Origin of the sequence: Xanthomonas sp. XNM01 (assembly GCF_014851915.1) — a bacterium.
Lineage (GTDB): Bacteria > Pseudomonadota > Gammaproteobacteria > Xanthomonadales > Xanthomonadaceae > Pseudoxanthomonas.
Map to the genome: position 1 here is coordinate 391038 of NZ_JACVAP010000004.1, position 14893 is coordinate 405930.

Genomic DNA, 14893 nt, shown 5'->3' on the forward strand with positions numbered 1-14893 from the left:
GGCGGTGCGTGTCGGCAGCAGGGCTCGCCTGCCGCCGTCGTCGTCGTGGCTCCTTGCCACGCACATGCCGCGCAGCGCCTCGTGCCGGATCACGCTGGCCCACGGGCCAGCTGACGCCACGGAGGCAGACATTGGTCATGTGGACCAGTGAACCGCATCGCCCCCTCGGGAGTAGCTGCGGGGACTACGCGCGACGGGTGTTTGCGTTGCATGGATTTGGTACGCGCTTCCTGAGAAGATCCCGGCGGGGACTCAAGGAAGGGAACGATCATGCATCCATGGGCAATGCGCGCCATCCTGCTTCTGGCTGTGATGGTGCCACCGGCCGTCCAGGCACAGCCGCATAAGGTGGACCTGGCGCCATATCTGCGCCAGGCGCAGTACCAGCAGGTCAAGATTTCGCCCAACGGCGACTACTACGCGGTCATCACCGAACTCGAAGACCGCAACGCAGTGGCGGTGGTGCGGCGCGCCGACAATCAGCCGACGGCCAAGATCACCGGCCGCAAGGACTCGGTCATCGAGGCATTCTGGTGGGCCAACGACGAGCGCATCGTCGCGTCGGTGGCCAACAGGCTCGGGTCGCGCGACCAGCCGGTATCGATCGGCGAGCTGCATGCGATCGACGTGACCGGAAAGAACGCGCAGCTGCTGGCCAGCCCTTACGGTGCCGCAGGCCCGCTGGATACGACCGTCCAGCTGACGCTGCAGCAGGGTGTCTACCTGTTCGACACCTTGCCGAACGATCGTCGCAACGTGCTGGTGTCGGCGGTTCCCGCCAGTCGCGATCCCACCGTGCGGGTCGAGCGGCTCGATGTCTACACCCGCCAGCGCAGCGTCGTGGCGACCCCGCCAGTCAAGCGTGCCGAGTTCGTCGCCGACGCCGACGGGCAGGTGAGGTTCGCCACCGGCGCCAACATCGACAACGTGCAGAAGGTGTACTACCGGGACGGCGACGCTGCGGAATGGCGCCTGGTCCATGATGCGGGCCAGAGCGGCCACAACCGGTATCCACTCGGCTTCTCTGCCGATGGAACCCTTGCCTATCTGCAGGTCGAACACCCGGATGGTCCTGATTCCGTCGTCGCCTGGAATCCTGCCGACGGCCAGACCCGCGAGCTGCTGCGCGACGCACGCGTGGACCCCTACCGCATCCTGTACGACCTTGACGGACGCACGCCCATCGGTGCGTCGTTCATGAGCGATCGTGTCCACAACCGCTTCTTCGACGACAACGCACCCACCTCGCGTCTGTACCGCAGCCTGGAAAGATCGTTCAGCGGCGATGCGATCCACATCACCTCGGCCAGCGCCGATGGGCGCCTGGCGGTGATCTACTCGTGGAGCGACCGCAACAGCGGCGACTACTTCCTGTTCGACACGGTCAACAAGAGTGCCGACCGCATCTTCGCGCGCCGCGAGTGGCTGCCGCCGCATCTGGTCCCGCCGAGTACGCTGGTGTCGCTGAAGGCACGCGATGGCCTGCCGCTCGATGCCTACCTGACCCTTCCGCTGGCGGCCGCCGAAGGCCCTCTCCCGCTGGTCGTCCTGCCGCATGGCGGGCCGTACGGCATCTTCGACGAATGGGGCTTCGATGACGATGCGCAGGTGCTGGCCGCAGCCGGCTATGCGGTGCTGCGGGTGAACTATCGCGGGTCGGGAAACTACGGGCGTCGCCATCGCCACGCCGGCGCGCAGCAGTGGGGCGGCACGATGCAGGACGACGTGACCGATGCCACGCGCTGGGCGATTGCGCAGGGGATCGCCGATCCGGAGCGGATCTGCATCTACGGTGCAAGCTACGGTGGCTATGCGGCCCTGATGGGCGCGGCCCGCGAGCCCGATCTCTACCAGTGCGCGGCCGGCTATGTCGGCGTCTACGATCTGACCCTGATGCACCGCGATGCATCCGACCGGAGCCGTTCGACGCGGACATGGGCAGGCGACTGGATCGGTGCACGCGAATCCCTGGCCGGGCGTTCGCCGACCCAGCTGGCAGCCCGGATCAAGGTCCCCGTGTTCCTGGCCGCCGGTGGCAAGGACGAGCGCGCGCCGCTGGTCCACAGCGAGCGCATGGAACGGGCACTGAAGCAGGCGGGCGTACCGGTGGAGACGCTCTATTACGCCAACGAAGGCCATGGCTTCTACACGGAACCGCATCGGCGCGAGTACTACACGCGCCTGCTCGCCTTCCTGTCGACCCATCTGGGTGGCGCGACCGCGAAGTCGAAATGACCGCAGAGGCGTCCTGCTGGACGCGGCGCAGCAGGATGCAGTCTCGAACGCCATGCACCGCCTGGCGCCGGCTCGGGTCGGACTTCAGCCGTGAAGCCTCCGATGACTGGCAGCGGTGTGCGACGGGAGATGGCGTGCCCTGAGCCCGCTGCGTGGGTGCATTGCCGACGATCGGTGGATGTCCGGTCGCCCCCGGCGGCGCCTGTGGCATGTCGACGGCGATGCTGCGCCCCGTCCATTGTCGGCAGGGCGAGGCATGAAGCAGGGTAGCGAGTGCATGGCGTGCGCGGGCGGCTGCATGGTTTGGTGGCGGCGCTGCTGCTCGTAGCCGCGGTGCCGGCCTGGGCGGCGGACGGGCCCGGCAGGCACCTGCTGCGGAGGATTCGCCCGAAGTGTCCGTCGCGGTGCCGCGGATGTCGGCCGCGATGCGCCAACGGCGTGGACGCGGCGACTGTGCCGCAGCGGGCGTGGCTGGGGCTCGTCGCCGGGCGCCACGCGGACGCGGTCGGCACGCTGGGCGGATTGATCGCCGCCCTCGAGGCCCAGGGCGAAGCCGGCCGCGCGCAGCGGTTCATGCCGCCCGGCTGCATCGCAGGAACGCGCGGGCGACCCCGGCGGCGGCGATAATGCGCGCCCCTTGCCCCCGGTCCGGCGCGCGCTGCGCCCGGCCATCGCCGGTCCGCCCCCATGTCCCTGCTCCGAACCGAACTCGCGCAATGGCGCGCCAATCCGCTGCATGAACTGCTGGCCGGCGCGGTCGCCACCTTCGCGCTGATCCCCGAGGTCATCGCGTTCTCGTTCGTCGCCGGTGTCGACCCGCAGGTCGGCCTGTTCGCCTCGTTCGTGCTGAGCATCGTCATCGCCGTGTTCGGCGGGCGCCCGGCGATGATCACCGCCGCGGCCGGCTCGGTCGCGCTGGTGGCCGCGCCGCTGGTGGCCAACCACGGCCTGCCGTACCTGTTCGCCGCCGGCCTGCTGGCCGGGCTGGTGCAGCTGCTGTTCGGCGCGCTGCGGCTGGGCGTGCTGATGCGCTTCGTCAGCAGCTCGGTGCGCACCGGCTTCGTCAACGCGCTGGCGATCCTGATCTTCGCGGCGCAGCTGCCGCACCTGGAAGGCGCCAACGGGGCGACCTGGGCGATGCTGGCGCTGGGCCTGGCGATCATCTATGGCCTGCCGCGGCTGCCGCTGCCAGGCGTGCGCGCGATTCCCTCGCCGCTGATCTGCATCGCCGTGCTCAGCGCGCTGGCGGTGGCGCTGGGCCTGCCGCTGAAGACCGTGGCCGACCTCGGCCAGCTGCCGGGTGCGTTGCCGCAGTGGATGGGCCTGCCGGCGGTGCCGCTGGACCTGGAGACGCTGCGCATCATCGCGATGCCGGCGCTGGCGATCGCGATGGTCGGCCTGCTCGAATCGCTGATGACCGCACGCGTGGTCGACGAACTCACCGACACGCCGAGCCCGAAGAACCGCGAGGCCGCCGGCCTCGGTGCGGCCAATGTCGCCGCCAGCCTGTTCGGCGGCATCGCCGGCTGCGGCATGATCGGGCAGACGGTGAGCAACGTGAAGTACGGCGGCCGCGGGCGGCTGTCGACGCTGTTCGCCGGCGTGTTCCTGCTGGTGCTGATGGTCCTGCTCAAGCCCTGGGTGGCGCAGGTGCCGGTCATCGCGCTGGTCGCGATCATGGTGATGGTCAGCGTGGAGACCTTCGACTGGCGCAGCCTGCGCGGGCTGGCCCGGCATCCGCGCCTGTCCGGCGCGGTGATGCTGGCGACGGTGGCGGTGACCCTGGCGACCCACAACCTGGCCGCGGGCGTGGGCGTCGGCGTGCTGCTCAGCGGCGTGTTCTTCACCGTGAAGGTCGCGCGCCTGCTGCACATCGCGCACGACGACGCTGCCGACGGCACCCGCACCTACCGTGTCAGCGGCCAGCTGTTCTTCGCCTCGGCCGATGCCTTCATCGACGCGTTCGACCCGCGCGACCTGCCGGGCCGCCGGGTCGAGCTGCTTCTGGAGGACGCGCGCCTGTGGGACATCACCGCGGTGGCGGCGCTGGACAAGGTGGTCGGTCGCTTCCGCCATCATGGGGTCACCGTGCGCGTGCATGGGCTGGACCGGCACAGCCGGGGCCTGCTGAAGCGGTTGCGCCGCGATGGCGGGCTGGACGCGCTGGGGATCGACGGCGCGTAGTCCGTCCGGCACGGGTGCGCTGGCCGCGCTGCCCGTACCATGCGCAGCTTCCCCCGACAGGCGGCACCTCCATGGCGATCGGACATGGCAGCGATCTGGCAGCATGCGCCGCACAGCGGCGCGACCGGCCACGCTGGCTGGCCGGCATGCTGGCCAGCGTCGTACTGCTGCTCGCGGGGGCGGTGCAGGCCGAGCCGGTCGACCGCCGCATCGCGATCACCATCGACGACCTGCCGTTCCAGGGGATCGACCGCATGGCGCCGCCGCAGCTGCATGCCCAGCACGTGCGGCTGATCGCGCAGTTGAAGGCCGCCGGCGTGCCCGCGACCGGCTTCGTCAACGAGGCCGGCCTGGAGCAGGACGGCGTGTTGCGCCAGGAGCGGGTCGGCATGCTGCGCGACTGGCTCGATGCCGGATTCGAACTGGGCAACCACACCCGCAGCCATCTGGATCTGCATGCGGTCGGTCTGCCGGCCTACCAGCAGGACATCCTGGCCGGCGAGCGCGTGCTGCGTCCGCTGCTGGCCGGACGCGGGCAGCGTCCGCACTGGTTCCGGCATCCCTATCTGCGTGCCGGACAGAACGCGCAGGAGCGCGCCGCGCTGTCGGCGTTCCTGCAGCAGCATGGCTACCGGATCGCGCCGGTGACCGTCGACAACAGCGAGTGGATCTGGGCCGCGGCCTACCGCCGCGTGCTGAACGGCACGCTGGCGCCGGACGCACGCGAAGCGCTGCTGGAGCGGCTGCGTCGTGGCTACGTGCCCTACATGCTCAACAAGGTCGACTACTACGAACAGCAGTCGCAGGCGCTGCTCGGTCGCGCGCTGCCGCAGGTCTGGCTGCTGCATGCCAACGAACTCAACGCCGACCGCTATGCGGCGCTGGTGGCCGGCGTACAGCGTCGCGGCTATCGCGTGGTGGCGCTGGAGGAAGCGATGGCCGACCCGGCGTACATGCGCGGCGAGGAGGGCTACGACGGCCGGTTCGGCCCCTCGTGGCTGCATCGCTGGGCGATGGCCGAGAAAAAGCCGCGCGCGTTCTATGCCGGCGAGCCGGTCACCCCGCGCTGGGTCCTGGACCTGGCCGGTGTCGAGTCGGAGTAGCCGACCTGCAGCGTCCGCACCGGGACGCAGCGCGCATCGATCCGGTGGACCGCTGACGCATCGACTGCACGCGCGTGAATGCGCTTCCCATGCGCTTGCATTGTCTGGTCCTTTTTCAATCAGTGACTTGGGCGCATTTGCTGTCATTGCATCTGGCATCGTTTCGCGATGCATGCACGCCGGTTCCTCACTGTCATAAACACGACTTGAACCCGGCCGTTAGCGCGACGTGCTCATGATGTGAAGGTTCGATTCCACTTCAGTTTCGGCCGCCTTTACTTGGCCCCCGGCGCGATCGCCAGCGATCACCGCCACACACATGTCCATCCGTTCCGGGCATGTCCAAGACAAAGGAGATTTTCCCCGATGAAGAAGCTGTTCATTCCTGCCGCGATCGCGGCCCTCCTCGCCGCCCCGTCCGCGTTCGCGCAGAGCGCGGCGACCGAAACCTACCGGCCCGGCCAGCAGATCGGCGAAGGCAACTGGTTCGTCAACGGCAACATCGGCCGTACCGACGGCGGCACCGCCGGGCGCTTCGGCACCGGCAACTTCAACTTCCTGGAGAGCAGCGACGGGCGCCGCACCGGCTATGGCGTGACCACCGGCTACCGCTGGAAGGTCGGCGAACGCTGGGGCGTCGGTGCCGAGCTGGGCTACACCGACCTGGGCAACCTGAAGGTGCGCAACGTGTTCAACGACGATGCGGTCAACCAGCGCGAGGACACCAATGCCCTGCGCGGCTGGCTGGCCGGCGCCAACGCCCGCGTCAACCTGACCCCGGAATGGTACCTGGGCGCCCGCGGCGGCTATTTCCGCGCTTCGGACAACAACGGCGACTACTACAACAGCGTCGGCCAGCAGCTGGGCGTGGAGAGCGGCCGTCGCAGTGGCCGCAACAGCTGGTACGCCGGCGTCGGCACCGGCTGGAACGCGACCGAGAACTTCAGCGTCGGCGTGCACTACGACTACTTCCGCGCCAAGTCGGGCACGGTGCGCGATGTCGCGACCGGTGCCGAGGTCGACGGGCCCAAGCGCTCGACCGCGCTGGTCGGCCTGACCGCCGAGTACGCGTTCTGACCCGGCAGTCGATCGCATGAACGGCACGGGCGCCCGATGTGGTGCCCGTGTCGTTTTTCCGGTGGCCGCACGCGCCGGTGGCGGGAGCGGTACGTCGAACGCGGCGCGTCGTCGCGTGCAGCCGGCAGCTCACGAAAAAAACGGGGCCGCACAAGGCGGCCCCGTTCGTGTCGCGCGGTGGCGTCCGGCCTCAGTTGGCGGCCGGCGCCGCCTGCCTGTCGGCCATCATGCGGTCGCGCGCGGCCTTGAAGGGGTTGCCTTCGTACCAGTTCGGCCAGCGGTCGCCGGCGGCCAGTTCGCGACCCACGCCGTACAGCGCGTCCAGGTCCTCGACCACGCCGTCCAGCTTCCACACCTCAGGCTGGTACACGTCGCCCGGCTGGTGGTAGCGGTTGGCGCCGTACTCCTCGGCGATCTTGCGGCCCGCCTCGACGCCGCCGTCGAGCAGGTCGCCGCCGCCCTTGGCGTACAGCGCCGGCACGCCGGCCTTGGCGAAGTTGAAGTGGTCCGACCGGAAGTAGAAGCCGCTCTGCACCGAGGCCTCGCCTTCCAGCGTGCGGCCCTGGGCCTGCGCGATCGGCTTGAGGATGTCTTCCAGTTCCGAGTTGCCGAAGCCGGTCACCACCATGTTGCGCGAGCGGCCCGACACCGACATCGCGTCGAGGTTGATCACGCCGGCGATCTTGTCCAGCGGGAAGGTCGGGTGGGCGACGTAGTACTTGGAGCCGAGCAGGCCCGACTCCTCCAGCGTCACCGCCACGAACACCACCGAACGCTCCGGGCGCTGCTCCTGGTGGGCGAAGGCTTCGGCGATCTCGAGGATGCCGGCCACGCCGGTGGCGTTGTCGACCGCACCGTTGTAGATCACCGGCGCGCCGCCGTTCTCGCCCTCGTGCTTGCCCAGGTGGTCCCAGTGGGCGATGTACAGCACGGCCTCGTCGGCGCGGCTGCTGCCGGGCAGCACGCCGATCACGTTGCGCGACTCCTTGCTGGTGACCGTGCTGGTCAGGTTCACCGACAGCTGCGAGTTCAGCGGCACCGGCTTGAAGCCCGGCCTGTTCGCGGCCTTGTACGCCTCGTCCAGGTCCAGCCCGGCGTTGGCGAACAGCTTGCGCGCCATCTCGGCGGTCAGCCAGCCCTGCACCGGCAGGCGCGGCTCGGGATCGTCGCTGGCCGGCAGGTCGTACTGCGCGCCCGACCACGAGTTCTTGACCACGTCCCAGCCGTAGCTGGCGCCGGCGGTGTCGTGCACGATCAGCGCCGCGGACGCACCCTTGCGGGCGGCCTCTTCGAATTTGTACGTCCAGCGGCCGTAGTAGGTCATCTTCTTGCCGTCGAACAGCGACTCGTCGTCGACGTGGAAGCCCGGGTCGTTGACGAACATCACCACGGTCTTGCCGGTCCAGTCCTGGCCGGCGTAGTCGTTCCAGTCGCGCTCGGGCGCATCGACGCCGTAGCCGACGAACACCACCTCGCTGCCTTCCAGCGTGACGCTGGTCTGGCCGCTGCGGGTGCCGACCACCATGTCGGTGCCGAAGCCCAGCTGGACCGGCTTGCCGTCCAGGGTCAGGCTGGCCGTGCTGGACGGATCGACCGTGGTTTCCACCATCGGCACGTTCTGGAAGTAGCTGTCGCCGTTGCCCGGCTGCAGGCCGATGCGCTGCATCTGCGCGCGGATGTACTCGATCGTGCGCTCTTCGCCGGCCGAGCCGGGCGCGCGCCCTTCGAAGGCGTCCGAGGCGAGCGTGGAGACCATCTCGGCGAAATCGTCGGCCTGGATCGCCGGCTGGAAGGAATGGCTGGAGGCGGGGCCGGCGTCGGCCGGCGCGGCGGCGGTCGCGGCCGGCTCCTCGTTCTTGGCGCAACCGGCCAGCAGCAGGGTGCCGGCGGCGAGGCCGAGCAGGGATTTGCGGTACATCGGGACTCCGGTAGGTCGACGGAATCCCGATTCTAGACCGGACCCACCGGGCAGGCACCGATGACGCGCCACGGCCCGCACGCGGGCCGGGCGCGGTGGGATCAGTCCTGCGGCGCCGTGTCGCTGTCGAAGCGGACCGCCTCGGCGCCGGTGATCGCGCCGGTGCGGGCGCTGGCGTGCACGTACAGGCGCACGGTGCGCTGGAATTCCATCGGGCCTTCGACCACGGCGTCGGGCCCGATCACGATGCGCGGCGTCCGCTTGCTGCCGGTGTTGAAGAAGCCGACGCTGCGCTGCACCTTCACCCCGCCGCGCACATGCGAGCCGACGCCGATGGTGATGTCGCCGCTGACGGTTTCGACGTTGCCGCCGACCTGGGTGCCGACCAGCCCGATCGCGCCGTTGACCGTCTCCACGCCGCCCTGGATGTGGCTGCCATGGTCGATGAAGATGCTGCCGTTGACGGTTTCGACGCTGCCCGAGGCGGTCAGGCCGCGTCCGCTGCGGATCGCGCCGTTGACCGTTTCCAGGCCGCCGACCTGCGCGTCGTTGCCCACGGTGATGCTGCCGTTGACCGTGCTGGCGTCCTTGGCCTGCACGCCGTCGTCGATGCGGATGCTGCCGTTGACGGTGTCCAGATCGCCGTAGGCCTGGCCGGCGCTGGCGGTGATGCTGCCGTTGACCTTGCTGACGTCGTCGGCGGCCAGGGCGGAGGTGGCGACGGGCAGCGCGAGCGCCAGTGCCAGCGCCAGACGATGAAGGGGACGGGTCACGGGAAACTCCTGCTGCGGTGCGGTGTGGAATCCATCTCACCATGGTTGGCTACAATCCGCACCTGTCTGAAGTCACTGGATCTCCTGGCGTGGTCGAGCACCGTTCGCAGGCACGACAAGGCCGACCCATGCGGGTCCGGCACGGGTGGCGCGTGCTGGTCTGCGCGGTGCTGGCGGCAGCGTCCTGCGCGCCGCTGGCCGCGCAGGATGCCGCCAAGACCGAGCGCGAGCTGCGCAAGATCCGCGCCGAGCTGCGCGAGATCGGCCAGGAGCGGCGCAAGCTCGAGGGCCAGCGTGGCGAGGCCGCCGTCGGGCTGCGCCGGATCGACGAGCGCCTGGGCCGTTCCAGCCGCGAACTGGCCGAGACCGAGGCGGCGCTGCAGCGCGAGCGCCAGGCGCTGGCCGAGCTGCAGGCGCAGCGCACCGCGATGGGGCGCGACCTGGACGTGCGCCGGCAGCGGCTGGGCGCGCTGCTGCGCGGGTCGTACGCGCTGGGCAACCACGCACCGCTGAAGCTGCTGCTGGCGCAGGACCGGGTCGGCGACGCGCAGCGGGCGCTGGCGTACTACCGCTACGCCCAGCGCGACCACGCCCGGCAGATCGAGGAGATCGGCCAGGGCCTGCGCGCGCTGGAGACGACCGAGGCCGAGATCGCCGCGCGGACCGCGACCCTGGTCGCACTGCAGGAGCAGCAGAAGCAGCGCACCACCAGCCTGGCGCGCGACCGCCGCGAACGCGCGAGCGCGGCCCGGCAGATCGAGCAGCAGTATGCGGACCGGCAGGAGCGCGAGAAGGCGCTCGGCCAGGACGCGCGGTCGCTGGAACGGCTGCTGGCCAACCTGCGCGCCGCCGCGCGCCGCGCCGAAGCCGAGCGCAAGGCGGCCGAGCAGCGGGCCGCGCGCGAGGCCGCCGCCCAGCAGGGCACGCGTGGCGGCGGCACCAAGACCCCGCCGCGGGTCGCCGCCAGCGCGCCGGCGCCGAAGGTCGGCGGCCTGGGCTGGCCGGCCAGCGGCGATCTGCTCGCACGCTATGGCGGCAAGCTGCCCGATGGGCGCACCAGCAGCGGGGTGCTGATCGGTGCATCGGCGGGAGCCCCGGTCACCGCGGTCGCCGACGGCACCGTGGTGTTCTCCGAGTGGATGACCGGCTACGGGCTGATCCTGATCATCGACCATGGCAACGGCTACATGAGCCTGTACGCGCACAACGAGAGCCTGCTGCGCGACGCAGGCGACCGGGTCAAACGTGGCGACGCGGTCGCCAGGGTCGGCAGTTCCGGTGGCCACGGGCGCCCGGCGCTGTATTTCGAACTGCGCCGCAACGGCCAGCCGGTCGATCCGACGACCTGGTTGCAGCGGCGCTGAGCCGACGCGGCATTCCCGCAGGGCCGCGCCGCGCACGCGCCTGCCCGGCCGGAAGTTCCCGCACCGTGGCGTCCGCGCGGGCGGTGGTTCAATCCGCGTTTACGCGGGTTTCGCGCATAATCGGAGCACGCGCATCCCGCGCGCTCCGGAGCCGTCCATGCGTGTAAGTCGTCTGCTGCCACTGGGAATCCTGTGCCTGTCGCTGCAGGTCCATGCCCAGTCGTCCACGCCTGACGCGGCGCAGACCGGTGCGACCGAACCGGTGGCGGCCAACGACGATCCCGATGCGGCGGCGTCGCCCTCGAAGGTGCCGCTGGCCGAGATCCGCCGCTACGTGGCCGTGTACAACGCGGTCAAGGACGCCTACGTCGACCCGGTCGACGACCACAAGCTGATGCAGTCGGCCATCGCCGGCCTGCTGCTCGACCTCGATCCGCACAGCGCCTACCTGGACAAGGCCGCGGCCGAATCGTTCGACGAGCAGGCCAGCGGCGCCTACGACGGCATCGGCGTCGAGCTGCAGCAGACCCAGGAGGGCACGCTCAAGGTGATCGCGCCGATCGACGGCACGCCCGCGGCCAAGGCCGGTGTGCTCGCCGGCGACGTGATCGTGGCCATCGACGGCAAGCCGATCGCCCAGGTCGAGGGCATGGAGCCGCTGCGCGGCGAATCCGGCAGCCAGGTCACCATCACCGTGATGCGCGAGGGACGGGCGCAGCCGTTCGACCTGAAGATCACCCGCGAGACCATCAAGATCGCCAGCGTGCGCAGCCGCATGCTCGAGCCCGGCCTGGGCTACGTGCGCCTGAGCACCTTCCAGGCCGATACCGGCGCCGACTTCCAGCAGCACGTCGATCGCCTGCAGGCGCAGGCCGGCGGCAAGCTGCGCGGTCTGGTGCTGGATCTGCGCAGCAATCCGGGCGGGCTGCTGACCGCCGCGGTCCAGGTCGCCGACGACCTGCTCGACAGCGGCGGCATCGTCTCCACCCGCGGCCGCATCGCCATCAGCGACAGCCGCTTCGACGCGACCGCAGGCGACCGCCTGAACGGCGCGCCGGTGGTGGTGCTGGTCGACGCCGGCTCGGCGAGCGCCTCGGAGGTGCTCGCCGGTGCGCTGCGCGACAACGGACGCGCCCGCGTCATCGGCAGCCGCACCTTCGGCAAGGGCTCGGTGCAGACCGTGCTGCCGCTGGACAACGGCGACTCGGTCAAGCTGACCACCGCCCGCTACTACACGCCGAGCGGGCGCTCGATCCAGGCCAGCGGCATCGTCCCGGATGTGGAGCTGACGCCGGATCCGGCGCTGTTCGGCGGCGACGATGCGCCGGCCAAGGCGCCGGCGTTCAGCGAAGCCACGCTGCCGGGCCATCTGGTCGGCGACGAGGAAGGGCAGGAGGGCTACCGCGCCGGCCTGCCGCTGCCCGGCGACAAGCCGGTCGACGCGGCGCTGGCCGAGCTGAAGAAGCTGATCGCCGGCGAGGTGGTGGCCAGCAGGCCCGCCGCCGTGGCGCCGGCGCCGGCGCCGAAGGCCGACTGAGGATCCCGCGTGTTCAGCGCGGTTTGAGCGGCAGCGGGAAGGGCGTCACCACCTTCTCGCCGCTGGCCGCGTCGCGGATCGCCGACTGGCCCTTCTTCTCCACTTCCTCCACCCGCACGATGCTCTGCATCGGCAGGTGCAGCACGCGCGTGTTGCCGAACTCGTCGCGCAGCCGTTCTTCGGTCGGGTCCACGACCAGGCCGTCATGGACGTCGAACACCAGCTCGCCGACCTCGGTGAAGCCCCACAGCGCACTGCCGCCGACATGGCGCGCGTACAGCTCGTAGATCTTGCCGTGGTTGAGGAAGGTGACCTTGTAGAGCGGCTTGGCCATGGTGGTCCATGCGGTGCGGGATCCCCGAGCATGGGGATCGGGCCGGAGGCATGCAAGGTGGCGCCCGGCGCTCAGAAGCCCTTCTGGCGGCGCAGCCGACGCGCGATGCCGGCCCGCACCACCAGCGCGAACAGGATGCCGAACAGGAAGCCGGCGATGTGCGCGGCCCAGGCCACCGCACCGAAGGCCGGCCCGGCGTACATGAAAATGACCTGCAGTGCGGCCCAGATCCCGATCAGCAGGAACGCCGGCGCGCGCACGAACTCCAGGAACAGCCCCAGCGGCAGCACCACGCCGAGGCGGGCGCCGGGGAACAGCGCCAGATAGGCGCCGATCACCGCCGAGACCGCCCCGCTGGCGCCGATCACGACCCGGTCGGGATTGGCGATGGAGAACACCGCCGCCAGGTTGGCCACTGCCCCGCCGCACAGGAACAGCAGCAGGAAGCGCCACGGCCCCATCGCCCGTTCGGCGGGCAGACCGAAGATCAGCAGGAACGCCAGGTTGCCCAGCAGGTGCGCCCAGTCCGCATGCAGGAACAGCGCGGTGAACAGGCGCAGCACGCTGCCGTCGCGCAGGGCCGCCAGCCAGGCGTCGCCACCGGTCAGGCCGCGTCCCAGTGCGCCCCAGGCCAGCCACAGGGCGCGCCGGGCATCGTCGGGGCGGCCCAGCGCCCACAGGAAGGCCAGCCAGAGCGTCGCGAACAGCAACGGGGTCGCCCAGCGCACGGCCGGGCGCTGGCGGGAGGGCAGGGACACGAACATCGGCACACTATGGACGAGGGTCCGGATCGCGTCTGCCCCCTGCCAAGAGTCAGGGGTGGGGGATGGTTACGGGAGGGTTAAGCGGTGGCTATACTCGCGTACGGCGTCGTATGTCGGGAGGGGACTCCGACGTGGTGTTGTCCCGGGGGGGACGCTCCGCTGACGCTTCACCTGTACCCCTCATGTCAACGGAGTTAGACGATGCACTCGATTCATGGCTTGACCCGCTTCACCCTGCTGGCCGTCGGCATCGCCGGCGCCCTGGTTGCCGGCGACGCCGCCGCGGCCGCCTTCCAGCTGAAGGAAAACAGTGCCAAGGGCCTGGGCCGCGCGTTCGCCGGTTCGGCCAGTGGCGAAGGCGATGCGTCCATCATCGTCAACAACCCGGCCGGCATGCGCCAGCTCGACGGCCGCCAGTTCCAGGCCGACCTGAGCGCGGTCAGCTTCTCGGCCGAGTTCACCGGCGCCGGCCGCAACGCCGGTCCGACCGGTCCGGGCACCGGCACCCCGATCAGCGGCGGCAACGGCGGCGACGCCGGCAAGATCGCCGCGATCCCGGCCGCCTACTTCTACACCCCGATGGGCGAGCAGGCCCACTTCGGCGTGTCGCTGAGCGTGCCGTACGGCTTCGCCACCAAGTACGACACCGACTGGGTCGGCCGCTACAGCGGCACCAAGACCGAGATGGAGGTCGTCGACCTCGGCGCCTCGTTCTCCTACGACGTCAACCCGTACGTGTCCTTCGGCGCCAGCGTGTTCGTCGAGCACATGACCATCGAGCTGGGCAACGCGATCGACTTCGGCGCGATCATGGCCCAGTCGCGCGTGCCGGGCTATGCGCCGGGCAGCGCCGACGGCAGCCTGAAGGTGAAGGGCGACAACAACGCGTTCGGCTGGACCATCGGCGGTCTGTTCAGCCCGAGCGAAGACACCCACATCGGCATCAGCTACCGCTCCAAGGTCGAGCACAAGATCACCGGCGGCGAAGCCACCTTCGAGGTGCCGACCGGCGTCGCCGGCGTGCTGGGCCAGGCCCGTCCGGGCTGGTTCGTCAACACCGACGGCCGCGCCACCGTGACCCTGCCGGCGTCGGCCACGTTCAGCGTGACCCACAACGTCAACGACCGCCTGACCATCGCGGCCGACGTCACCCGGACCGCCTGGTCGACCGCGTTCGACTCGGTCACCATCGACTACGCCTCCAACCAGGCCGATTCGGTGCTGAACTTCGATTACCGCGACACCACGTTCGCGTCGATCGGTGCCGACTACAAGCTCAACGACCGGGTGACCCTGCGTGGCGGCCTGGCCTACGACCAGACCCCGACCACCGACGCGCACCGCGACGTCCGCGTGCCGGATACCACCCGCAAGTGGGTGACCCTGGGCCTGGGCTACGCGGCCTCGGAGAAGACCGAGTTCAACGTCGGCTACCTGCACATCTTCGCCAGCGATCCGTCGGTCCGCGCGGTCTCGGAAACCGGCAACGTGGTGAACGGCAAGTACGACGTGGTCGGCGACGTGCTGGCGGCCTCGATCAACTACAAGTTCTGATCGACGCGTGCTGAAAGAAGAAGCCCCGCTCCGGCGGGGCTTTTTTTTGC

11 protein-coding genes are annotated in these 14893 nt (G+C 70.2%); 7 read left to right on the plus strand and 4 right to left on the minus strand.

What is annotated here, in order from left to right; all coding sequences use genetic code 11:
- Nucleotides 1-312 precede the first annotated feature (312 nt).
- From IB242_RS15820 to IB242_RS15835, 4 genes are all read left to right on the plus strand, one after another.
- Nucleotides 313-2235 (plus strand): S9 family peptidase, encoded by a 1923-nt coding sequence (locus tag IB242_RS15820; RefSeq protein WP_225540776.1) that lies wholly within the window; start codon nt 313-315, stop codon nt 2233-2235.
- 687 nt (nt 2236-2922) lie between these two features.
- Nucleotides 2923-4419: a SulP family inorganic anion transporter gene (locus tag IB242_RS15825; protein ID WP_192281632.1), complete on the plus strand. Its 1497-nt coding sequence runs from the start codon at nt 2923-2925 to the stop codon at nt 4417-4419.
- Between the two features lie 146 nt (nt 4420-4565).
- Nucleotides 4566-5522, plus strand: a complete 957-nt coding sequence (locus IB242_RS15830; RefSeq protein ID WP_192282193.1) for a polysaccharide deacetylase family protein — start codon at nt 4566-4568, stop codon at nt 5520-5522.
- Nucleotides 5523-5888: 366 nt separating this feature from the next.
- Nucleotides 5889-6599 (plus strand): outer membrane beta-barrel protein, encoded by a 711-nt coding sequence (locus IB242_RS15835; protein WP_192281635.1) that lies wholly within the window; start codon nt 5889-5891, stop codon nt 6597-6599.
- Between the two features lie 190 nt (nt 6600-6789).
- Here the strand turns inward: IB242_RS15835 and IB242_RS15840 are convergent, their stop codons facing one another.
- Together IB242_RS15840 and IB242_RS15845 are read right to left on the minus strand one after the other, a co-directional pair.
- A complete protein-coding gene (locus IB242_RS15840; RefSeq protein ID WP_192281637.1) occupies nt 6790-8517 on the minus strand; it encodes a M28 family metallopeptidase in 1728 nt (575 codons plus the stop codon).
- A gap of 101 nt (nt 8518-8618) precedes the next feature.
- Entirely contained in the window at nt 8619-9290 is a 672-nt protein-coding gene (locus IB242_RS15845) for a hypothetical protein (protein WP_343237159.1), read from the minus strand.
- A gap of 128 nt (nt 9291-9418) precedes the next feature.
- Between IB242_RS15845 and IB242_RS15850 the strand changes: the two genes are divergently transcribed.
- On the plus strand, nt 9419-10654 hold the full coding sequence (locus tag IB242_RS15850; RefSeq protein WP_225540720.1) for a peptidoglycan DD-metalloendopeptidase family protein: 1236 nt from the start codon (nt 9419-9421) through the stop codon (nt 10652-10654).
- 157 nt (nt 10655-10811) lie between these two features.
- Nucleotides 10812-12191, plus strand: a complete 1380-nt coding sequence (locus tag IB242_RS15855) for a S41 family peptidase (RefSeq protein ID WP_192281643.1) — start codon at nt 10812-10814, stop codon at nt 12189-12191.
- A gap of 13 nt (nt 12192-12204) precedes the next feature.
- Here IB242_RS15855 and IB242_RS15860 read toward each other — a convergent pair whose 3' ends face one another.
- Together IB242_RS15860 and IB242_RS15865 are read right to left on the minus strand one after the other, a co-directional pair.
- Nucleotides 12205-12525 (minus strand): DUF1820 family protein, encoded by a 321-nt coding sequence (locus IB242_RS15860; protein WP_192281646.1) that lies wholly within the window; start codon nt 12523-12525, stop codon nt 12205-12207.
- A gap of 71 nt (nt 12526-12596) precedes the next feature.
- The gene (locus IB242_RS15865) at nt 12597-13289 is read right to left on the minus strand and encodes a rhomboid family intramembrane serine protease (protein ID WP_192281649.1); all 693 of its coding nucleotides are present in this window, start codon (nt 13287-13289) and stop codon (nt 12597-12599) included.
- Between the two features lie 201 nt (nt 13290-13490).
- Here IB242_RS15865 and IB242_RS15870 point away from each other — a divergent pair, with 201 nt between their 5' ends.
- Nucleotides 13491-14843, plus strand: coding sequence for an outer membrane protein transport protein (locus tag IB242_RS15870; RefSeq protein ID WP_192281652.1), 1353 nt, complete (start codon nt 13491-13493; stop codon nt 14841-14843).
- Nucleotides 14844-14893: the final 50 nt, after the last annotated feature.